Consider the following 21,169-nt stretch of genomic DNA (forward strand, 5'->3'; position numbering starts at 1 on the left):
AAACGTTAGGTTAATTTGGGTGGTAACCAAATGGTTGAAATCAAATGGGATTTGAGAGAGATGTTATAAAAAAATTTATTTTTATTAGAATTAATAGATTTTAATAATTCTAATTGAAAAATAGTAGAATGAACTAACAAAAAAACATGAGAAGATATTTCAAATGTTTTAAATGGTAAATGATGGTGTTCGTTCGTATTATCATCTCCATTTTTTGAATAATGTAATGAAATGAAATCAATAAAAGATATAGGATCTGATTTTACTTCATCTTGATGCTCTATGTAATGCTGAATTAAATTAGGTATCTTTAACAATTGCCCTACAGATGTGTTTGCACACAAAAAAATAGTAACTAAAAATATGGCAATTGTTTTATTCATTTTATAGTTGAATTTTAAAACTACAGTACAAATATATAGAATAAAAATAATAAATAACTTAAGAACTACTTAAGTTTATTGACTGCAAAGTACAAACTAAATTGTGTTTCTTCATTTAACTTACTTTGTACTTCTACTCTAATATTTAATAAATCACAAAGTCTTTTAACTATAGACAAACCAAGTCCAATACCTTTAATTTCAGGATGTTTAGAGGCATCTGATCGATAAAAAGAATTGAAAATTTTATTTAAATCTTGTTCTGAAATTCCTACCCCATTGTCTTGAACAGTAAAATTTATTCCAGATTCATTTTTTGTCAAAATCAAATTAATTTCGCCTTCTTCATAAGAATACTTTATTGCATTAGAAATTAAATTGCTAACAATTATCGACAACAAATAATTATCTGAGGAAATAGAACAATCCTCCACAAAATCAGTATTTATTTTTAATTTCTTTTTTTCAATCTTTACAGAAAAACGCGATAACGTATCTAAAACTAAAGCATTCAAATAAATAGACTCTTGCTTTATGTTTTGCTTTTGATTTTCAAATCGGGCTAATAAAAGTAATTGATCAACAATATGATTTAGTCTATCTACTTCAGAAATACAGAATAAAATCTTTTCTTCATACTCTTGTTGAGTTCGAGGCTTTCTAATTAATACCTCCATGGTTCCTTTCATAATGGCTAGAGGAGTTCGTAATTCATGTGAAGCATCAGAAGTAAATTGTTTTTCTCTAGCTACAGCATTCTCAATACGATTTAGAAGATTATTTATGTTTTTAGAAAGCTTATATAATTCATCTTTATTTTTAGGTAAAGGTATTCTTGTTCTTAAATTATCTTTAGTAATTTGAGTTGAAGTTTCTATTATAGTTTTAACTGGCTTAATACTTCTACCTGCAAAAAATCTAGCTACTAAAAACAATAAAATTAACGTAATTGGAAATGAAATAAGTAGTACTTTTTTAAGTATATAAACAATTTTAAAATCTTCTACAGACATGGCTACTAAAAGGTAACCCACTATTTTATTTTTGTTATAAATAGGAGTCTGAATTTGTCGAATAGGAATAGTATCTATTTTAGAATCAACAAATTCATTATTTTTTGAAGTATCAAATAACTTTAAATCGATGTTATTTAAATTAGGTGATTTATCAACGAATTTTTTTTCACTATCATAAAACTCAACAAATACGGGATTAACATTTACAGTATTGTGTTCGCGAGCTCTCCATTGATCTACTTGTATAAAAAAGGTATCTTTTTCATCAGTAGTAATGTCTTGCAAATGTTTTTCTAATTCCTCACTGATTTCATCGTTAATATGTTTGTTCACGCTATATTTAACAATTTGAAAAATAAGCATAAAAACAATAGTAATAAATATAGAGCTACTAATTAAATAGTAAAAAGCAATTCTATTTTTAAATGAAAATGAGAACATAATTAACGTGTTATTGATTCAAAATCGGGTTCAATGTGAATTAAAACATGACCCAATTCTATAAGTTCGGTACGTAAAGTATCTTTTAAATGATGTGCAATGTCGTGACCTTCTTTTACTGATTTATTTCCATCTACCATGGCATGCAAATCAACATGATATTTCATTCCTGCTTTTCTAATAAAACATTTTTCTATGCAAATTACACCAGGTACAGTTAATGAAATTTTTTTTATCTTATCTTCTAATTCATGATATAAATGTTCATCCATAATTTCCCCTAAAGCCGGGCGAAAAATTTTGTAACAATTAAATAGAATAAATCCTGAAGCTAACAAAGCGGCCCAGTCATCAGCAGCTTCATAACCTTCCCCAAAATATAATGCAATCGAAATTCCTATAAAAGCAGCAACCGAAGTTATGGCATCACTTCTGTGGTGCCATGCGTCTGCCTTTAAAGAGCTGCTATTAGTTTCTATACTTTTTTTCATTACAATTTGAAAAGAAATTTCTTTCCAAAGAATAATAGCACCTAAAACAAAAAGTGTAAAAGGTTTTGGTAAAGCATGGGGTGTTTTGATATTTTGTATGCTCTCGTGAGCGATTATAGTGGCAGAAATAATTAAAAATCCTACCACTAAAAATGTTACTAAAGGTTCTGCTCTACCATGTCCGTATGGGTGATTTTCGTCTGCGGGTTTATTAGAGTATTTAATTCCAAATAATACTAAAAAAGAAGCAAAAATGTCAGCTGTAGATTCAATGGCGTCGGCTATCATAGCATACGAATTTCCAAAATATCCTGTTGCACCTTTAATTAAAGCTAATAAAGTATTTCCTACGATACTAAAATAAGTTGCCTTGATGGCTTTTTCTGTGCTTGACATGTTAAATTTCGTTAGCGATATATCCTACACCTCTGATAGTTTTAATCAACTCACGTTCTTTAGTAAGGTTTAATTTCTTTCTAATTGAATTCATGAAAACATCAATAACTCCCGTATCATAATCAAAATGAATGTCCCAAACATCCTCGATTATGTGGGTTCGAGTACAAACTTTACCTTTATTTTTAATTAAATATTCAAGTAATTCAAATTCTCTTTGAGTTAAAATCACTTCTTTCTGATCCACAAAAGTTTTATACTGAGATTTATCAATAGTAATATTTCCCAGAGTTAAAGTTGTGATTTCATCCTTTGAGCGAAAATGAATTTTAATACGTTCTAACAATTCTTCAAAAGAAAATGGCTTTTTTATATAATCATTTGCACCTGCTTTTAAACCTTCAATAGTTTCTTGAACAGTATCTTTAGCTGTTAAAAAAATAATAGGCAGGTTTTGCTTTTCCAAACGGATATTTCTACACACGTCAATACCTTGCATTTTTGGTAACATCCAATCTAACAGAACCAAATCTACTGATAATTCTAAAGCCTTTTTTAAACCTTCTGCTCCATCTGTTGCAGTAGAAATGGTAAAATTTTCTTCTTCTAGACCTTGTTTTAGAAAGTCCATTATTCCTTTTTCGTCTTCAACTATTAAAATATGCATACTCCTGATTATTGAACAAATTTCACTCCGAAGGTAAAAATATTTGCTGACAATCCATCATTTCTATCGTAATGATTGTATCTAAAATCGATATTTTTTAAACCAAATTTCCAAATTTTCGTATTAGTGAAAATATCAGTATAACTAACTCCAAATCCATATTGATTCGCTTTGAATGTAGATAAATCATAATCAGAAGTATAGTATTTTTCTGTTGACACATGTTCTTCATAAGGCGCAAAATACTTAGACTGTTGCTGTGTATAATAACGATACATCGGATAAACTGTAAACTTATCAGTCAATTTATATGGAATTTCAACATTAAAAGTATGAGATGAAATATCCCAATCATCAAAGTAATAACGATAATATGTTCTTAGAGTAAATTTTTCGTTCAGATAGAAATTCCATCGTGTACCAATTGGCAACTTAAATCGGTTGTCTGGAAGACGCTCAATATCATCTGCAAGTTTAAATTCATTGATAAAGAAATCTCCTTTGTCGGCAAAATAAACTCTTTGGTAAGGTGTTGAAAGTAATCCATTTTGATACAAAACATCCATAAAAATAGAACCTTGAATCTTCTTAGTCATTACTTGCGAAAAAGCAAAACTTAAAGCAAAAGAATTTCTATTTTTCTTATCGTGCGCTTTGTAATTAACAGGGTTATAGACTTCTGATGAAATTTGTCCAGGTGTAATTACAAATTCATCATAAATACCCCCATTCGTGCCGTTATAATCTACAAAATCTTGTAATTCTTTAGGATAAATTGGTCTCCAAGTATCCAAATAAACATTGGCGTTAACTGAAACTTCAGAATTTTTACCATTGAATAGTCTTGAAACTCCTCCACCAAAACCGATAGAAGAATAATCATATTCAGCAGAACCCGAAATATGTCCGTTCCAAATCGTATTTCTATCATCAGAACTATGGCTGTAGTTTACTACTAATGAAGTTAAAACATCTTGAGCTGATGCCCCTGAACTGGCCTGCCACGGACTAGGGGTATTACTATCAAACGGATTGATATTTCCTGAAGAAGCAGATGAATACGCCGAGATTCCAGCATCAACCGTTAAAACATCGTCATCATTCAATGGAATAGCCACAATAAAAGTTGGAGTGATGTTGGTAAGTTTTTCCATACCACTTCCTCCTGAAACTGCTGAGTGAATTCCATCTTGTTTATAGTAGCTCATTAAAAAATCTACTTCAATCGATTCTAAAACTCGTTTTTTGTAGGTAACTTGAGTAGAATCTTTCTCTTGAGAAAACCCCATCACAGTTACAAAAAATAAAACTAATGCACTTATTTTTTTCATAAATCTTTTACCATTTACCCTTAAAATTTTAACTAATTACATCCACAACCACCACCGGTTTTTCCTCCATTTGCTCCTGAAGCAGCCTCACGATAAACCTGAAATGTAGTTTCAAAACGCTCTGAAGTTCTAGCAGATAACTTCATATCGGGATCATTAATATACTGTTTATCGTACTCTTTTACCGTATTACAAGAGGTGAATCCCGTTGCTATTACGATTAGTAAAACTATTTTTTTCATTATTGATATTTTTTAATGTCTATATTTTTAGAAGTGTGAATCACTCCTTTTTCATCTACTATAATACATCCAATTCCTTTTAACTGGTTTACTAAATCTAAACCAACTTCTACTCCAAGTACAAAAATACCTGTAGCTAAAGCGTCTGCGATTTCAGTTTGTTTTGCAAAAACAGAAACACTCACAATTCCACTAGCAGGGTATCCCGTTCTTGGATCTATTATGTGTGAATATCGCTTGCCATTAAAGGTAACATATTTTTCATAACTTCCCGAAGTTTCCACTGCAGAATCATCTAAAGGAAAAGTAGCAAAAACTTTGTTTTTATTTATAGGGTTAACAATTCCTACTGTCCAACTTTTACCATCGGGCTGTTTTCCCCAAGTATTAATATCACCTGATACGTTCACTAAACCCGATTTACACCCTTTTTCTTGAAGTAAAATTTTAATCTTATCTGCGATATAGCCTTGTCCAATACCGCCAAGACCTAGCTTCATTCCTTTATCTTTAAGAAAAATGGTAGTATCTTGAGGATTAAGAACAATTTTTTGAAAACCTACTTTTTCAACTGATTTTTTTATAGCTTCCTCAGTCGGCATAGCTTTCATACTTCCATCAAATTTCCAAATTTTGTCCATAGAAGCGTAGCTAATATCAAATGCTCCAGAAGTTAACTTGGAAATCTTAATAGCTCTTTCAACTAAATCAAAAACTTCCTGATCTACTTTTACGGGCTGAATTCCTGCATTCTGGTTCACTTTAGAAATTTGAGTGGTAGGAATCCAATCTGAAATTAAGTGTTCTACTCGTTTTACTTCGTCAATTGCTAAAGATGTAAAATAATCACCCTCTACAGAATCTTTTGCTACAACGGTAATCTCGAACGGACTTCCCAAAAGACTTTGTTTCTTTTTGAAAATCTGTTGGGAATATCCCAATTGACAGGCGAATAAAACAATTAATAATTTTCTCATTTTTTATCAAAAGTATGAATCATTTGGATGTATTCTTCTGGAGAAACGTTTTTGAATCCCATTTTTCCTTTAACTTTCCCATCTTTATCCAAAATAACAACTAAAGGAAAACTCCCCTCAACATTATATTTTTCTGCTAATTTTCTGTTGTGTTCTGTTTGTTCTTTAGATAAAGTGTTGGCTTTTTTTCTTGGAAAATCAGCTCGAACTACTATCCATGACTTTTTAGCTTCTTCTTTAAAAGCCTCTGATTGCCAAATATTCTTGTCTAATTTAATACATGGAGCACACCAATCCGATCCTGAAAAAACAACTATGATGTTTTTATCTTGTGCTGCTGCTAGTTTTTTGGCATCATCAAAATTATACTTCCAATCTTGAGAAAAGCTAAGAGAACTAAGCATAAGTGCAAATATTACGATTATCTTTTTCATATCTTTTATTTTAAATTATAATACAAAAATAACTACTTTATTACATGAATATTGTTAACCCTTTTGCAGATTAAGCAAAAATTAAGTTAGACTAGTTATTTTAGTTTATTATTTACATACAAATAATCAGCAACTTGATACCATGAAATTGCTTCTTTTTGTTCCTTTTGATTCATGGGTAAAATATTCAAAATATTTGACGTAGGTTCCCAAGAATAATAATGTGCTGTTTTTTTATTAGTTAAAATCATAACCTTGTCTTGTTTTTTGTAACCCAATTTTAAGTAGGTACCCACAAGAGCTCGTTCTTTATACTCTTGATTTAAAACATTTGTTCCAAAAAAATTAGAGGTATAATTCCAATGAAGTAATCCAAACAACGTTGGAAAAACATCAATTTGACTACATAATTTATTTATTTCTTGTTTTTGGATCAAATTTTTACCATAAATTATAGCAGGAATATGATAGTTAGCAACATCAATCTCGTCTTTACCTGCACTGCTTGCACAATGGTCAGCTACAAAAATGAAAATGGTATTGTTAAACCAAGGTTTATTTTTAGATTTTTGAATTAATTGTTGTAATGCGTAATCAGCGTATTTTACAGCTCCTTCTCTTCCTGTACCTGATGGAATATCAATTTTATTTGCGGGATACGTGTAAGGTCTGTGATTTGAAGTTGTCATTACAAAATTGAAAAAAGGCTTCTTTTTGTTGTGATATTCATCCGCTACTTGAATCATTTTATTGTAAATATCTTCATCGCAAATACCCCATGCATTCTCAAAGGTTACTTCATTATCATCAATATTATGACGTTTTGTTTTAATAGCATCATCTAAAATACTTCCTCTACCTCTGTCATAAATATCAAAACCATTACCTCCATAAAAGGCATTCATATTATCAAAATAACCATCGCCACCATAAAAGAAGTTGCATTTATAATTTTTACTTTTAAACACATTAGAAATAGTGTATAAATTAGAATTATTTGGTCTTTTTACTATACTTTGACCTGGAGTTGGAGGAATTGAAAGGGTAATAGCTTCCATACCTCTAACAGTTCTATTTCCAGTGGCATACAAATTTTTAAAGGTAAAAGCTTCCTTAGAGATGCTATCCAAAAATGGGGTAATATTTTCAGTTGATCCATAAGTTTTCATAAAACTAGCACTCATACTTTCCATTAATACAAAAACCACATTAGGCTTGACTTGGGTTTCTTGAGAATCCACTACTTTTCTTTTAATAGTAAAATCATTCGATAAAAAGGATTCATTTTTAGCTTTTAAATCATTACGTAAAATGGTAAACGCTTCCTGATCAGATATGGAAGCATAAAAAGTTTTAAAATCTAATTTGTTATTTCGGAACTCAGCGAAAAAGGAATAAATCCCTGATTTAGAAATTTCATTGTTATACCTGTTTTTTGACCACTCAGCATCGGAATTTTTAACAAAAGAAATGTAGAACAAAGCAAAAAAGCTAGCCACTACAAACATTAATAATCGATATCTAAATGAAGGTTTTGACTCCAAGGTGTTTTTAAGAAAATCTAGCTTTAGCATTACATAATAAATAATACTAGTTAGCAACAATATTCCAGGTATTAACAAGTACAACGGATAAGATTCGTGAATATTTTTTACAACCTCAAAAGTGTAAATTAAATAGTCTACAGCAACAAAGTTAAATCTACATCTAAATTCTTCCCAAAAAGTGATCTCAGCAAAAAAGGTAAAAACAAAGATAAAAAGTGTTACTACCGAACCAAAAATTAAGAAAAACTTATCTAACTTACTTCCAATTAATTTTGTAGGTATAATTAACAAATAAAAACTACTGATCAAAAATAAAAAAGAAAGCACTCCTAAATCAAAGATAAATCCCGTAAAAAGAATTTTAAAAAGAATTAAAATTGACAAATCCACATCATCAATTTGCCAAAATAAAAAAAATACTCTTAGTAATAATGAGAATAGTAAATACCAAGCAGAAAATCCAAAAAGCAAAGAATATCTCTTAAAGATCAAGTTTGCAACTTTCATAAAATTAAATATTAAAAAACAAATATGATAAAAATTAACAATTTGTAGTTATAAATTAACTTAAATCTTAATTAAGATTAGTTTAAATTTATAAAATATTCAAAATCTTTATATAAAACCAATTAAAGAGGTTGAATAATAGTTCTAAAAAAAAATTAATTTGTTTACTTTTTTTCTTACTAACCTCCAAGAATTTAATCAATCCAATTTCTTAAAAAAACTAAAAAAGTTTGGTAATAAAATAAATTCTATTTTACTTTGTATTTCAAAGTACTTTAAAATGAAAAACGAAAAATATCTAAATGACATTAGCGAAATCAAAAATTTGATGAACAAATCATCACGTTTTATTTCCTTAAGTGGTTTGTCGGGAATTTTGGCTGGCGTTTATGCATTAATTGGGGCATGGATGGCTTACAAAACGATTTACTTTGATACTTCCACAATGGGAACCTATCGCGATTTAGTAATTTCGGAAGAAGCAGTGATTCGTTTGTTAGTAATTGCAACAGCTGTTTTAGTATTATCCATAGTAACAGGAATCGGATTAAGCATTCGCAAAGCTAGAAAAAGCAATGAAAATGTTTGGAACACTGCTTCCAAAAGATTAGTTATTAATTTCATGATTCCATTAGCAACCGGAGGATTTTTCATAATCTTTTTGATCGAAAAAAACATGTTTGGACTCATCGCTCCCCTAACCTTAATATTTTACGGATTAGCTTGCGTAAATGCTAGTAAGTATACCATTGGCGATGTTCGTTATTTAGGAGTTACTATGATTGCTTTAGGTTTATTATCTACTTGGTTTTTAGGTTATGGTTTATTATTCTGGGCATTAGGTTTTGGCGGTTGTCATATTTTATACGGAAGTTTAATGTATTTCAAATACGAGAGAAAGTAAGCAACTTTTAACCTTTAAACCTTAAACCTTTAAACCAAATCATGCTAAATATCATCCAAAATATCAACAAAGCCTTTGATCACCGAATTCGTTTGGGGATTATGTCGATATTGATGGTCAATGAAAGTGCCGATTTTAATATGTTGAAAGAACTTTTGGGTGTAACCGATGGTAATTTAGCTTCACATACCAAAGCTTTAGAAGCTGAAAATTATATTCAAATTGAAAAACAATTTATTGGTAAAAAACCTAATACAAAATACAGTGCAACAAAAGAAGGTCGCGATGCGTTCACGGCTCATATTGAAGCCCTTGAAAAATTAATCAAGAAAAGCTAAACCTATTTTTTTATTCATTTACTTTGAAATTCAAAGTACTTTTAATTACTACTTATGAGAGATTTATTCATCGAAAAAATGTACGAAATCAGTAAGAAACCCTATCAAAGATTCTTTAAAAAAGGGAACGCTTGGGATATCAATGTTAATCAGTTGATACAACTTCCTAGTGATAGTTTGGGATTTCATTTGGGTTGCTTTTTATTGAAATACAACTTTGAAATCCAACCCAAATTAGAAGACCATGATATTATTCACGTATTAACGAATACTGGAATTTCAGTTTTAGAAGAAATTGGAATGCAATATTATTTACTTGGAAACGGAAAACGAAGCTTATACTTATGGATGGTAATTATAACAGGAACACTCTTCTATCCTACTCGATTTCCCTATTTCAAACAACAATATCTAAGAGGAAAAGGAGCACATGAATTCTATGGATTGGATTTTTTAAACATGCTTTCGATTCCTATCATAAACATTCAACAAACTTTTAATATCAAATAACTAAACAAATTAAATTCATCATGGAAACACAATTTCAACAAGAACCAAAAGTGCCGTTCTTTCAAACCACAACCGCAAAAATGATCATGGTTGGGATTCTAACTTTAGTATTAATTATTCCATTGGCTTTAGTGCAAGAATTAATTGTAGAACGAAGCCAACGCCAAAAAGAAGTCATTACCGAAACTACTGCCAAATGGGGAAATTCGGTTTATTTTTATGGTCCGATTTTAAAAGTGCCTTACAAAGATCCAATTTCTGGAGCGATTAATAATGCGTATTTCTTTCCAGAAACTTTGAATAACAAAACCGAAGTTACGATGGTAAAACCATTGGAAAGAAGCATTTACAAATCAAATGTGTTTACTACCAAAATGCAATTTGATGGAAATTATACCAATCCAAATTTTGCTTCAAAAGGAATTCCTGCCGAAAACATTTACTGGAATCGCGCCAAAATTTTAATTCGTACTACCAATTTGAAAAGTCTGAAAGACGAAGTAAAAATGAAAATTGACAATCAAAATTTGGCTTTTGAATCGGTAGCTAGCATTACAAATGACAGTATTGAAAGTCTGGAAACTAATTATTTTGATTACCAAAGTCTTCAAAACGAAGCGAAATTCAACCTCACGATTTCCTTTAACGGAAGCAAACAAGTAAAAATGGTTCCGATTGGAAAAACTACGGATGCTAAAATGACTTCAAATTGGAATTCTCCGAACTTTAACGGAAACTTCTCACCTATTTCAAGAGAAATTACCGAAAAAGGTTTTGAAGCGAATTGGAAAATATTACATTTCAATCGTCCGTTTGCCCAAAACTATTTTGAAATTTTACCCGAATTAGGTAAATATGCTTTTGCGGTTGATTTCATTACTCCAGTTGACGAATACCAACAAAGTGAACGCGCTTCTAAATATGGCTTTTTGGTTATTGGATTAACTTTTTTGATTTTCTTTTTGATTCAATCAATTAGTAAAATCAACATTCATATTTTTCAATATTCGATGATTGGAATTGCGTTAATCATGTTTTACACTTTACTGATTTCGATTACAGAACACAGTTCGTTTTCTTTTGCCTATTTGATAGCTGGAGCTTCCGTTATCGTTATGATTTCGTTGTATTCAATTTCGATTTTAAAAGATAAAAAGTTCCCAATGTTTATTGGAGCTTCGTTGAGTGTTTTATATACTTTTATTTATGTAATTATTCAACTAGAAGATTATGCGTTATTGGTAGGAAGTATTGGCTTATTCTTCATCCTAGCAGCCGTGATGTATTTCTCGAGAAAGATTGAGTGGAATAAATAACTATAAAAAAACCTCCGACTGATACTATTCAATCGGAGGTTTTGTTTTAGCATTTAAATATTAATGCCCACCTGAAATTTTACTTTCAAAACTAATACCTTGATCTTTTAATATTCCTTTTACTTTCCAAGCATAGAAAGCTAAATAAGCAAAACAAAGAACTCCAATGATATAACTCGCATGAATGGTAGTTTCATCTGCTACAACTCCTTGTAACCAACTCACTATTCCTCCTCCCATAATCATCATAATTAAAAAACTACTACCTTGACTCGTGTTTTTCCCTAAACCGCTAACGGCTAGAGTAAAAATACATGGCCATAAAGTACTACAGAACAAACCTACTGAAGTAAAAGCATAAACACTTGTCATTCCCGATGTAAACATTCCGATTAATAAGGCTAAAATTCCCAAACCTGAGAAAATGAACAACATGCGCGCTGGATTTCCTTTACTTGCAATATCAGCACCAATAAGTACTAAAATGATGAAAGCATATACATAAAAAGGAGTTAAATCATGTTTTGCAATGGCATTTACAAATAAAAACACTCCGAAAGCTAAATAAGGTGCAATAAAACGTAATATTTTCTGTAAATCCATTTTATCGGTGAAAGCTTCAACAGCTCCTGTCCATCGACCAATCATCAAACTCGCCCAATACAACGAAATATAAGGCGCAATATCTTTGGTTAAAAACCCTAAATCTTTTTCCATATACGCAGGTAAATTACTAGCTGTAGAAACTTCTACTCCCACATAAACAAATATGGCAATCATCCCTAAAATCAATTGCGGATATTTTAAAGCGTGGCCTCTATCATTAGAAATAGAATCATCAGATTCAACAACAGCTTCTGGTTTATCGGGTAATGATGAAAATTTTAGAAAAACAGCTACTAGTAAAAAAGCAGCACCTAAAATTAAATATGGAATTTTTACACTTTCAATATCTAATGTTGTATTACTAGAAGTAGCCGAACCAAAAATTGCAAAACTTACAATTAACGGACCAATAGTAGTTCCTAAATTATTAACTCCACCTGCCAATGTTAATCGCTGAGAACCAGTCGTAATTGGCCCCAATGCAATAGCTAGTGGGTTTGCAACTGTTTGTTGAAGTGAAAAACCTAAACCAACTATAAATAAACCAGATAGCATTAATTCAAAAGAACCTGAATTGGCTGCTGGATAAAACAATAAAGTTCCCAAAGCAGAAATTATTAAACCCAAAGCTAAAGAATTTTTATAGCCAATTCTATTGATTAAATCGCCTTTAGTTACATAGGAAACAATCATGTAAATAATTGAACCTACAGTATAAGCTACATAAAAGGCAACCGAAACTAATTGACTTTGACCTTGTGTTAAATCAAAAGCTTCTTTGAAAACAGGAATTAAAATATCGTTACTAGCAGCTACAAATCCCCAAAAAAAGAAGACCGTAACTAATGGAATAAATTGTGCCCAATTCGTTTTAACTTGATTTGTTTGCATATTTTAGTTGGTTTTTGTTACTTTTAAATCAATTAATAAAAGTTAAATATACAATTATTAAAATCTAAATTAAAAGTATATAGGCATATTTTTTAACGAAAACGTTTTCGTAAAAGATAATAAAAAAATCCCGATTTTAATCGGGGTTCTTGTTATTTAGTGACTAGAGCTTCTTGCTTTTCGTCGACGTAATCTTGTAAATATTTGAAACGTTGAGTGAGTTGACCATTTTCAGTAATTTTAGCTCTATGTAAAATTCCGTCTTTATCCCTATTGAAAAAAGCTGGAATTACATGTTGCATAAACATTTCACCAAAACCTTCGCTAGCATCTTTAGGTAATTCGCATGGTAAATTATCTACCGACATTACCATTATAGAAGCTGGATGTGTGTAAGGTACCTCTTTGTGTTCACTAGGTAAATATCCAAAAAACGGTTCTGCAATTGTAGATGCTTTGATGGTACAGGCAATTGGTCCATTTACATCGCATGAAATATCAGCAACTAATTGAATTTTATTATCCGCAGCACGAAGCATATCTCGAGTTAAAATATCTGGCGAACCATTGCCATGAAAATGTCCGGCAATATACATATCAGCTACTTTAGTAAAACGCTCAAAGTCGGAAACGTAATCTTGAGGATTTTTATAAAAATCATTATTATCTAAAACTTGTCCATCTTTGCGTTTATTGTAATCCAAGACATCTATTTGGGTATAAACAGGTTCTGTATATTTCTTATTTAAAAAATCCTCAACACTAACTTGCTTAATTTTAATTCCGTCTAGAATTTCTTTAGCCCCCATACCCACTTTTCCATGACCTGTAAGCACAATTTTTATGTTTGGAAGGGTTTGACGCTTTAAACGTGCAATTAAGTCATCCTTTCCATTTAATGTTTCAGCTTTAGGCACATTAAACAATTCATATTTGATTCCAAAACCTCTAAATCCATTATAAGCACCTACTAATCCAGCATAGCGACCAAATCCTATCAACCGTTGATTAGTAGCGTTAACAATAGTTTCATGATCATATAATTCAATATTTTTTGCCAAAATAGCTTGTAATAATTTTCTATTGTAAGGTTGTTTCTTTATCGTGTGAGAAAAGAAAAAATATTTTTTATTTGGAATTAAAGCCTCAATAGGCACTTCTTTAACTCCAAAGAGAACATCGCAATCTGACATGTCTGTTGTGACATTTAGACCAGCTGCATGATATTGATCATCCGAAAAAATTCTGATATCAGAACTTTCCACTTTAATTTCTGCTTCTGGATGTGCTGACTGCAGACGTACCAACTCTTCAGGAGTAAAGACCACTCTTCTATCAGGCGGATTTTTTCTTTCTTTGATAATACCAAACTTCATAAAAAATAAATTATATAACTGAAACTTTATTTAATGTTACAAATATAACTTTTATGAGATAACTTTTCAAAGTTTTTTTAATTGAAAAAAAGAATGTAATTTTGTATTACTTTTTGATTTTGTAGAAATGTCAGCACAGTAATTACTGCGGCGAAACATTCAAAAATTGGGGTCGACTGGTTTTGACAGCGAGTGGAATTGATTAGTAAGCACGTCGAGCATTGTATGTTTAGCTCGTAAATCCAAATGTACGAACTTATAAACGGCGAAAATAATTACGCTTTAGCTGCTTAATCTGAATTACAGTAAGATTTGCCTAGTTCCGACAAGGTCGGAAAGCTAGATTCTCCTCAAAAGCCTTGGTTTATGGCGGTTGGTTTAGGGGAACCGTAAAAGTAAACCTAGGAACGGTAATGCTTTAAATCCGTTCTGACACTGACAGAGCTAAGCAAAGAGTGGCAGTTTCTAGCCTTGCTCTTTGTCGAAAACCCAAGATGAAACTAAGCGTGTAGAAAGCTATTTGATTGCTTGTTTGGACGAGAGTTCGATTCTCTCCGACTCCACTAAAACAAATTCAAAACAGACTAAAAGCCCGTAAACCGTTTGATTTACAGGCTTTTTTTGTAAAATCTATATTCGTTAAAAATGCTGTACAATGTAAAAGTATATCGGCATTCCAATAGTAATATTTACAGGAAAAGTTATCGCTAATGCCATTGGTAAAAATAATCCCGGATTAGCTTTTGGAACCGTTATTTTCATAGCAGCCGGAACAGCGATATAGGATGCACTAGCAGCAAGTATAGAAAAGATAAATCGATTTGAAATATCCTCTGTAACAAAACCACTCAACCAAGCAAAAATACTACCGTTTACTAATGGAATCAGTAAAGCAAAAGCAAATGGAAACCAACCATGAGCAAAGAAGGATTTCAATTTTTTACCGCTAGTAATTCCCATATCTAACAAAAAAATGGCTAAAAAACCTTTGAATAAATCATTTGTAAAAGGTTGAATTCCTTGGGCATCTTTGGCATTAGTTAAGAAACCGATTACCAAACTACCTAAAATTAACAATACACTTCCATTGGTGAAAGAATGGCGTAAAATTTCGGTTTTATTAATTTTTTGAGTTTGCTCTTTGTTAAAAATGGAAATCAATACCAAACCCACTATAATAGCTGGCGATTCCATAAGCGCCATAATGGCCACCATATAGCCATGAAGTGACAATTGATGTGATTCTAGATATGAAACAGCTGTTACAAAAGTTACAGCACTAATCGAACCATAAGCTGCTGCAATGGCTCCCGCATCATATACATTTAATTTACGTTTCAAAATGAAAAAAGTGTATAACGGAATCACAATTGCAATTGATATTCCGAATAACATCGACCATATAATTTCACTATTTATGGTTTCATGCGATAATTCTTGACCTCCTTTGAAACCGATTGCAAATAATAAATAAAGAGAAATAAATTTAGAAGAATTATTAGGAATCTCTAAATCGCTTTTCAAATACACTGCGATAATTCCTAAAATAAAATAAAGTAGAGCCGGATTGGTTAAATTCTCAAATAGTAAACTAAAATCCATTTTTTAATTTTTAATTGTTGTGTTATTTTTTTGAAGCACGTTCTAATCTATCGTTGATAGAAACTCCTAAACCATATTCAGGCAAACGTTCTGCAAGTATTACATCCAAATTCATTTTATCCAATTGATGCATCGCATTATATAACCTGGATGCGGCAAGTTGTAAATCGCTTTCCTCCGATAGAACGATTTGATTGTTGCTATCACATTCTGGTAAAAAAGAATTAAAAAGTAATAATCCTACTTTCTTGTCTGAATACCATTCTAGCTCTTGATGAACATTTCTTGTAAGTATAAAATCTGTTTTGGGCGAATAGTGCTTAAGTAACATTCCGGGTGCCACCGGGTGCTTTTTTTTCTTGTTCAACAAGGCTACTTTTCCTGAAACTTTTTCAATTTCTTCCAAAGCTAATGCGCCCAAACGATATACCACCACGCTATTATCGTCAAATCCAACAATCGTTGATTCGATTCCAGCCAAACATTCGCCTCCATCCAAAACCATATTGATTTGATTTCCAAAGTAATTTTCAACATGTTCAGCGCTTGTTGGACTTATACTAGTAAAAGGATTCGCACTCGGAGCCACTAAAGGAAAATCTAAATGTTTTAAAAGCTCCAAAGCCACCGGATGATTCGGAACACGAATTGCCACTGTATCTTGATTAGCAGTTACCAAATCTGGAATGTGAGGTTGCTTTTTTAAAATCATAGTCAAGGGTCCAGGCCAAAAAGCAGTTGCTAATTCATAGGCTATGGGCGGAATTTCTTGCGCAACTTGTTCTAAATCTTCAATTCCTTTAATGTGAACGATTAAGGGATTAAAAGTAGGACGCTTTTTTACGTCAAATATTTTATGAATGGCTTCGGTTTCAAAAGCATTTCCTGCCAATCCGTAAACGGTTTCGGTTGGAAAACCTATGATACCATTTTCATTAAGATGCTGAACAGCTAAATTAATATCTGTACTTATCATTTCTTTTTAAGGATTACAAAAATCGCAATACATTGGGTCTTCCGTTTTCTTACCATTCGGATACAAAACTTCAGATTCATAATTGCAATGTTGGCATTTGTATATATATGCCAAAGTGGAGCGTGTTGGCATTGAACAACTGCTACATAATAAACCGGTTTCGGCTCCAACCACACCAAAACCGGGAAAGAAGCATTCGGAACATGTCGACTGTAACTTATCAATTAATTTTAAACCAACTTCTTTTATTACTTTCAAACGGGTTGGATTGAACAGTGCTCGCATGTCCGTTTCGATGAAACATTTCTTATGAGTAGCAACTATTTTATTGTACATGTTTTCTAACAAATCATAATCGGTAATACCTTTATAAATTTCAGTCCAATTTTCGGTAGCATCCTTTAAAATAACACCATGCGAAGGAAATTGTACTTTGTCTAAAAAAGCTTTTAATTCGTCTCGAGTTTGAAGTTCTGAACTATAAAAATTGGTTTCCATGCTTAGGACGCGTTCCACAATTTCGAGATTGTTTTTCTGATCTACTAACATAATTAACTCATCATTGGCCGGAGAAAAAAATACGGTAGGATGATTTCCAAACGAACCTTCAGTTGCTACCGCTAAATCAAATCCCTCAGCTTGCATTCCTTCCCAACATTTTTTTCTAAGCGTTGTTAAAGCATCATCTTTTCGAGCGATTTCACCCGAAAACGTTCCTAAACGATCCGTATCAAAATTTCTGGCAACAAAACAAGTTACGCCAAGGGCTTCCTCAAATAATGGAGCTAAAACTTCTTCCTTTTGATGTTTCGTTACGATAAGTAAACGTCGACCCGAAAAAAAATCAGGTTTAGTCTTCATACTCAATTTCAATGAATGATTTGATTTTCAATTTTTTATTTTGTGCTTTTGCTTCTTCTAAAATTTCAGCAATACTACTCACACTCTCTTTTAGTTGCGCAATTCTATTTAAAGCTTTTTCATCATCTTCTCCAAAGCGAATTTGAGAACTAAAATTTTGTATTTTATTAAAATTGATATTTTTATTGTATAAATCCATCAAAATTTCATTCGCTTCTGCCGAACTAAACTCATCATCAATCAAATTAATTTTCTTCACGATTTCCATATGTAATATCAGTTAAATTGTTTATCAATCGAATCATAGTAAGTAAAACCAAAATCAACAATCCTACACAAAGTTCTTGATATATAATTTCAAGATTTGTCATCAATTTAAAAATCAAAAAAGATGCTATCATGACACATGTAATCAGTAGGATTTGAATAAATATTTTTTTCATAACACTATTATTTACTGACCTTGTCCCATGGAATATGCTTTCACACCATTGAATTGATATAGATTTTCAGTTTTAATAACATCGATTCCTAAATCAATTGCCTTACCCAAAAGCGTTACAATTACAATTTTTTCTAGCGGTTGGTTCGACTGAAAACGGCATCTCCAATGATCGGTACAAAAGGTTTCCGAAAACCCATTAGGCCAAACTTTCACACCTCGGTTAGAAATCATAACCAAATCCATGCTTTCAGTTGTCAAAGCTTTTAGTTTTTCAGCTAAAACATTGGCATCTACTCCACTCCAGTGTACAAACAAATCTACCCCTAACAACTCTTTTGGAGAAGCTTCTTTTCTTTTGTATTCGGGCAACTGAATGACAGAATTTTTAGGAGGTGTTACCGCTTTTAAAATACTTGGTACTTTTTCGAAATTGGCAATTACAGCATCAGCGAATTCTGATGTTCCAACCAATTGTTTGCTCAATTTATCATTGTAAATATCTGCTGTGTGGATTCCTTCCTCTAACGTTTTCAACCAAGCATTTTGGATTTTAGTAGCTTCTGCTGCATAACCTAAGTGATATAACATTGCAATTGCAGCCTGTAATAATCCTGATGGATTGGCAATGTTTTGTCCCGCAATATCAGGAGCCGAACCATGAATCGCTTCAAACATTGAACATTCGTTTCCAATGTTTACCGAACCTGCTAATCCTACCGAACCTGCAATTTGTGCTGCTACATCCGAAATGATATCTCCGTATAAGTTCGAAGTCACAATGACATCAAATTTCTCGGGATGATCTGCTAAATAAGCTGTACCGATATCGATAATCATATGATTCGCTTCGATGTTTGGATATTCCATGGCAATTTCCTTGAAAACTTGGTGGAATAAACCATCGGTTTGCTTCATAATATTGTCTTTACTGAAGCAAGTTACTTTTTTGCGACCATAATTTTGAGCGTATTCAAAGGCATAACGAATAATTTTTTCGCAACCTGGACGACTGATTAATTTTAAGCATTGCACTACTTCATCCGTTTGCTGGTGTTCAATTCCGGCATATAAATCTTCTTCATTTTCACGAACAATTACAACATCTAAATTTGGAAAATTCGTAGCTACAAAAGGATGTAACGACACACAAGGACGAATGTTAGCAAACAATCCTAATGCTTTTCGCATCGTAACATTTAAACTCTTGTAACCACCCCCTTGAGGCGTGGTAATAGGTGCTTTTAATAGTACTTTGTTTTTTCGGATCACTTCCCATGAAGCCTCTGAAATACCCGAAGTATTCCCTCCTAAATACACTTTTTCTCCAATTTCAATTTCTTCAAAATCAATGGGAGCATTTGATTTTTTAATAATCTTTAGAACCGCTTCCATGATTTCTGGACCAATTCCGTCTCCTTTAGCAATCGTAACTTTTCTCATGTTTTGATTATTTTTATGCAAATCTCTATACTTTATTTCATATATTTTTATTTATATTTGCTATACATTATATAAAGTATTTTTATGAATTACACATTGAATCAGTTGCGAATATTTCTTAAAGTAGTGCAAAATCAGAGTGTTACTAAGGCTTCCGAAGAGTTGCATTTAACCCAACCTGCGGTGTCTATTCAATTAAAAAACTTTCAAGACCAATTTGAAATTCCACTTACAGAAGTAGTAGGAAGAAAAATATATGTAACTGATTTTGGTAAAGAAATTGCCGAAGCGGCCGAACAAATTTTACAACAAGTTAGTACCATTGATTATAAAACACTAGCGTATAAAGGGCAACTTTTTGGCAAAATAAAGATTTCTGTCGTTTCTACTGGTAAATATGTAATGCCTTATTTTTTAGCCGATTTTCTAAAAATGCATCCTGGAGTAGAATTAGAAATGGATGTAACCAATAAAAATAAAGTGGTGAAAAGTTTGCAAAACAATGAAGTAGATTTTGCTTTGGTTTCTATTCTACCTGAAAAAATGAAAGTAGAAAAAATTGATTTAATGCAAAACAAATTATTCTTAGTAGGCAATACAGAAGAAGATTTCACCAAGAAAAAGAAAATCGAAGCTATTTTAGAAAACCGTCCCCTATTGTTTAGAGAAAATGGTTCTGGAACACGTCAAATAATGGAGCGTTTCATTGTGCAACAAGATGTAAAGATTAGCAAGCGAATGGAATTAACCTCAAACGAAGCCATAAAACAAGCCATTTTAGCAGGATTAGGATGTTCAATTATGCCTTTAATTGGTATTCGTAAAGAAATACAAAACAACGACTTACAAATTATTCCATTAAAAGGATTGCCTATAAAAACCAATTGGAGCTTAATCTGGGTAAAAGGCAAAAACCACAACCCTGCCGCCCTTGCCTATTTGGATTACTTAAAAAAGGAAAAAGAAGCAATTATTCAATCCAAGTTTAGTTGGTATGAGACAATGTAACTAAAGTTTTAGAGCATCTGTTTTGCCATAACTAAAGATTGTTTCTCTTGTCATTCCTAGCCTGCTAGGAATCTCCTAACCTTAGGCAAACGACTAAACACAGTTTAGTCCACAACTTGAAACCTGAAACCATCTACTCCACCACCAACTTACTACTAGAAACCACCACAGCAACTTGCTTAACCAAAACCAGATACACCCCAGCAGGATAAGCACTAACATTCGCTCACTACTTCCTGAAACAGAATTTAAAGCCACATTTTGAATCAACCTAGCCGTTGCATCAAAAACTTCAACAGTTGCATTAGTATTAGTTAAATTATAATTTAAATTTACCACATACTTAACCGAATTACATTTACAACTTAACCCATCTCTTGGAGCCTGTCCCGTATTTTCGGGATGACCCGCTTGGTTTATCCTGAGCCTTGTCGAAGGACTCGGTGGTGTACTCAAAGTTGGGT

22 protein-coding genes and 1 other RNA gene are annotated in these 21,169 nt (G+C 31.9%); 6 read left to right on the forward strand and 17 right to left on the reverse strand.

The annotated features are described in order from the left end of the window. Positions 1-5: 5 nt before the first annotated feature. The 9 genes from NAT47_RS07425 to NAT47_RS07465 all read right to left on the reverse strand — a co-directional run bounded on the left by NAT47_RS07425 (position 6) and on the right by NAT47_RS07465 (position 8,432). A complete protein-coding gene (locus NAT47_RS07425) occupies positions 6-383 on the reverse strand; it encodes a hypothetical protein (RefSeq protein WP_250581766.1) in 378 nt (125 codons plus the stop codon). A 65-nt stretch (positions 384-448) separates the two neighbouring features. Further along, positions 449-1,732, reverse strand: a complete 1,284-nt coding sequence (locus tag NAT47_RS07430) for a sensor histidine kinase (RefSeq protein ID WP_317236586.1) — start codon at positions 1,730-1,732, stop codon at positions 449-451. Positions 1,733-1,842: 110 nt separating this feature from the next. Next, entirely contained in the window at positions 1,843-2,727 is an 885-nt protein-coding gene (locus NAT47_RS07435) for a cation diffusion facilitator family transporter (protein ID WP_250581768.1), read from the reverse strand. 1 nt (position 2,728) lies between these two features. After that, entirely contained in the window at positions 2,729-3,394 is a 666-nt protein-coding gene (locus NAT47_RS07440; RefSeq protein WP_250581769.1) for a response regulator transcription factor, read from the reverse strand. A gap of 8 nt (positions 3,395-3,402) precedes the next feature. Continuing rightward, a complete protein-coding gene (locus NAT47_RS07445) occupies positions 3,403-4,725 on the reverse strand; it encodes a DUF3570 domain-containing protein (protein WP_250581770.1) in 1,323 nt (440 codons plus the stop codon). 32 nt (positions 4,726-4,757) lie between these two features. Continuing rightward, positions 4,758-4,967, reverse strand: a complete 210-nt coding sequence (locus NAT47_RS07450) for a DUF4266 domain-containing protein (protein WP_250581771.1) — start codon at positions 4,965-4,967, stop codon at positions 4,758-4,760. After that, on the reverse strand, positions 4,967-5,944 hold the full coding sequence (locus NAT47_RS07455; protein ID WP_250581772.1) for an FAD:protein FMN transferase: 978 nt from the start codon (positions 5,942-5,944) through the stop codon (positions 4,967-4,969). Before NAT47_RS07455 ends, NAT47_RS07450 begins: the two co-directional genes overlap by 1 nt. Beyond that, positions 5,941-6,378 carry a thioredoxin family protein gene (locus tag NAT47_RS07460; RefSeq protein ID WP_250581773.1) on the reverse strand — a complete coding sequence of 146 codons (438 nt, stop codon included), beginning with the start codon at positions 6,376-6,378 and terminating at the stop codon, positions 5,941-5,943. Before NAT47_RS07460 ends, NAT47_RS07455 begins: the two co-directional genes overlap by 4 nt. Before the next feature lie 95 nt (positions 6,379-6,473). Next, positions 6,474-8,432: an LTA synthase family protein gene (locus tag NAT47_RS07465; RefSeq protein ID WP_250581774.1), complete on the reverse strand. Its 1,959-nt coding sequence runs from the start codon at positions 8,430-8,432 to the stop codon at positions 6,474-6,476. A 280-nt stretch (positions 8,433-8,712) separates the two neighbouring features. On the opposite strand from NAT47_RS07465, the gene NAT47_RS07470 reads away from it, so the two are divergent. The 4 genes from NAT47_RS07470 to creD are packed head-to-tail and all read left to right on the forward strand — an operon-like array spanning position 8,713 to position 11,500. Beyond that, positions 8,713-9,336, forward strand: a complete 624-nt coding sequence (locus NAT47_RS07470; RefSeq protein ID WP_250581775.1) for a hypothetical protein — start codon at positions 8,713-8,715, stop codon at positions 9,334-9,336. A 41-nt stretch (positions 9,337-9,377) separates the two neighbouring features. Continuing rightward, a complete protein-coding gene (locus NAT47_RS07475; RefSeq protein WP_026726800.1) occupies positions 9,378-9,674 on the forward strand; it encodes a winged helix-turn-helix domain-containing protein in 297 nt (98 codons plus the stop codon). A gap of 54 nt (positions 9,675-9,728) precedes the next feature. Continuing rightward, positions 9,729-10,184, forward strand: coding sequence for a hypothetical protein (locus tag NAT47_RS07480; RefSeq protein WP_250581776.1), 456 nt, complete (start codon positions 9,729-9,731; stop codon positions 10,182-10,184). A gap of 20 nt (positions 10,185-10,204) precedes the next feature. Continuing rightward, entirely contained in the window at positions 10,205-11,500 is a 1,296-nt protein-coding gene (creD, locus tag NAT47_RS07485) for a cell envelope integrity protein CreD (RefSeq protein ID WP_250581777.1), read from the forward strand. A 60-nt stretch (positions 11,501-11,560) separates the two neighbouring features. Here creD and NAT47_RS07490 read toward each other — a convergent pair whose 3' ends face one another. Beyond that, positions 11,561-12,997: an MFS transporter gene (locus NAT47_RS07490; RefSeq protein ID WP_250581778.1), complete on the reverse strand. Its 1,437-nt coding sequence runs from the start codon at positions 12,995-12,997 to the stop codon at positions 11,561-11,563. Between the two features lie 152 nt (positions 12,998-13,149). Further along, positions 13,150-14,373 (reverse strand): NAD(P)-dependent oxidoreductase, encoded by a 1,224-nt coding sequence (locus NAT47_RS07495; protein ID WP_250581779.1) that lies wholly within the window; start codon positions 14,371-14,373, stop codon positions 13,150-13,152. A 168-nt stretch (positions 14,374-14,541) separates the two neighbouring features. Here NAT47_RS07495 and ssrA point away from each other — a divergent pair. Beyond that, positions 14,542-14,939, forward strand: a transfer-messenger RNA (tmRNA) gene (ssrA, locus tag NAT47_RS07500). Between the two features lie 73 nt (positions 14,940-15,012). Here ssrA and NAT47_RS07505 read toward each other — a convergent pair. From NAT47_RS07505 to NAT47_RS07525, 5 genes are all read right to left on the reverse strand, one after another. Then, complete coding sequence (locus NAT47_RS07505) at positions 15,013-15,975, reverse strand: sodium-dependent bicarbonate transport family permease (RefSeq protein WP_250581780.1); 963 nt, start codon at positions 15,973-15,975, stop codon at positions 15,013-15,015. A gap of 22 nt (positions 15,976-15,997) precedes the next feature. Next, positions 15,998-16,951, reverse strand: a complete 954-nt coding sequence (locus NAT47_RS07510) for an L-threonylcarbamoyladenylate synthase (RefSeq protein ID WP_250581781.1) — start codon at positions 16,949-16,951, stop codon at positions 15,998-16,000. A 6-nt stretch (positions 16,952-16,957) separates the two neighbouring features. Next, the gene (locus NAT47_RS07515; RefSeq protein ID WP_250581782.1) at positions 16,958-17,812 is read right to left on the reverse strand and encodes a DUF6671 family protein; all 855 of its coding nucleotides are present in this window, start codon (positions 17,810-17,812) and stop codon (positions 16,958-16,960) included. Beyond that, the gene (locus NAT47_RS07520) at positions 17,802-18,080 is read right to left on the reverse strand and encodes a hypothetical protein (RefSeq protein WP_250581783.1); all 279 of its coding nucleotides are present in this window, start codon (positions 18,078-18,080) and stop codon (positions 17,802-17,804) included. Before NAT47_RS07520 ends, NAT47_RS07515 begins: the two co-directional genes overlap by 11 nt. 186 nt (positions 18,081-18,266) lie before the next feature. Continuing rightward, a complete protein-coding gene (locus tag NAT47_RS07525; protein ID WP_250581784.1) occupies positions 18,267-19,697 on the reverse strand; it encodes an NADP-dependent isocitrate dehydrogenase in 1,431 nt (476 codons plus the stop codon). An 84-nt stretch (positions 19,698-19,781) separates the two neighbouring features. Here NAT47_RS07525 and NAT47_RS07530 point away from each other — a divergent pair, with 84 nt between their 5' ends. Then, positions 19,782-20,705 (forward strand): LysR family transcriptional regulator, encoded by a 924-nt coding sequence (locus NAT47_RS07530; RefSeq protein ID WP_250581785.1) that lies wholly within the window; start codon positions 19,782-19,784, stop codon positions 20,703-20,705. 93 nt (positions 20,706-20,798) lie between these two features. Here the strand turns inward: NAT47_RS07530 and NAT47_RS07535 are convergent, their stop codons facing one another. Further along, a complete protein-coding gene (locus NAT47_RS07535; RefSeq protein WP_250581786.1) occupies positions 20,799-21,161 on the reverse strand; it encodes a hypothetical protein in 363 nt (120 codons plus the stop codon). Between the last annotated feature and the right edge of the window lie 8 nt (positions 21,162-21,169).

This window comes from Flavobacterium fragile, assembly GCF_023634865.1.
Taxonomy (GTDB): Bacteria; Bacteroidota; Bacteroidia; order Flavobacteriales; family Flavobacteriaceae; genus Flavobacterium; species Flavobacterium fragile.

Excerpts from the sequence above, each read along its gene's own strand:
- NAT47_RS07480 (WP_250581776.1), top strand. The coding sequence starts at position 9,729 with ATGAGAGATTTATTCATCGAAAAAATGTACGAAATCAGTAAGAAACCC.
- NAT47_RS07475 (WP_026726800.1), top strand. The coding sequence starts at position 9,378 with ATGCTAAATATCATCCAAAATATCAACAAAGCCTTTGATCACCGAATT.
- NAT47_RS07445 (WP_250581770.1), bottom strand. The coding sequence starts at position 4,725 with ATGAAAAAAATAAGTGCATTAGTTTTATTTTTTGTAACTGTGATGGGG.
- NAT47_RS07470 (WP_250581775.1), top strand. The coding sequence starts at position 8,713 with ATGAAAAACGAAAAATATCTAAATGACATTAGCGAAATCAAAAATTTG.
- NAT47_RS07450 (WP_250581771.1), bottom strand. The coding sequence starts at position 4,967 with ATGAAAAAAATAGTTTTACTAATCGTAATAGCAACGGGATTCACCTCT.
- NAT47_RS07495 (WP_250581779.1), bottom strand. The coding sequence starts at position 14,373 with ATGAAGTTTGGTATTATCAAAGAAAGAAAAAATCCGCCTGATAGAAGA.
- NAT47_RS07520 (WP_250581783.1), bottom strand. The coding sequence starts at position 18,080 with ATGGAAATCGTGAAGAAAATTAATTTGATTGATGATGAGTTTAGTTCG.
- creD (WP_250581777.1), top strand. The coding sequence starts at position 10,205 with ATGGAAACACAATTTCAACAAGAACCAAAAGTGCCGTTCTTTCAAACC.
- NAT47_RS07440 (WP_250581769.1), bottom strand. The coding sequence starts at position 3,394 with ATGCATATTTTAATAGTTGAAGACGAAAAAGGAATAATGGACTTTCTA.
- NAT47_RS07530 (WP_250581785.1), top strand. The coding sequence starts at position 19,782 with ATGAATTACACATTGAATCAGTTGCGAATATTTCTTAAAGTAGTGCAA.
- NAT47_RS07460 (WP_250581773.1), bottom strand. The coding sequence starts at position 6,378 with ATGAAAAAGATAATCGTAATATTTGCACTTATGCTTAGTTCTCTTAGC.
- NAT47_RS07505 (WP_250581780.1), bottom strand. The coding sequence starts at position 15,975 with ATGGATTTTAGTTTACTATTTGAGAATTTAACCAATCCGGCTCTACTT.
- NAT47_RS07425 (WP_250581766.1), bottom strand. The coding sequence starts at position 383 with ATGAATAAAACAATTGCCATATTTTTAGTTACTATTTTTTTGTGTGCA.
- NAT47_RS07435 (WP_250581768.1), bottom strand. The coding sequence starts at position 2,727 with ATGTCAAGCACAGAAAAAGCCATCAAGGCAACTTATTTTAGTATCGTA.
- NAT47_RS07515 (WP_250581782.1), bottom strand. The coding sequence starts at position 17,812 with ATGAAGACTAAACCTGATTTTTTTTCGGGTCGACGTTTACTTATCGTA.
- NAT47_RS07455 (WP_250581772.1), bottom strand. The coding sequence starts at position 5,944 with ATGAGAAAATTATTAATTGTTTTATTCGCCTGTCAATTGGGATATTCC.
- NAT47_RS07525 (WP_250581784.1), bottom strand. The coding sequence starts at position 19,697 with ATGAGAAAAGTTACGATTGCTAAAGGAGACGGAATTGGTCCAGAAATC.
- NAT47_RS07510 (WP_250581781.1), bottom strand. The coding sequence starts at position 16,951 with ATGATAAGTACAGATATTAATTTAGCTGTTCAGCATCTTAATGAAAAT.
- NAT47_RS07490 (WP_250581778.1), bottom strand. The coding sequence starts at position 12,997 with ATGCAAACAAATCAAGTTAAAACGAATTGGGCACAATTTATTCCATTA.
- NAT47_RS07465 (WP_250581774.1), bottom strand. The coding sequence starts at position 8,432 with ATGAAAGTTGCAAACTTGATCTTTAAGAGATATTCTTTGCTTTTTGGA.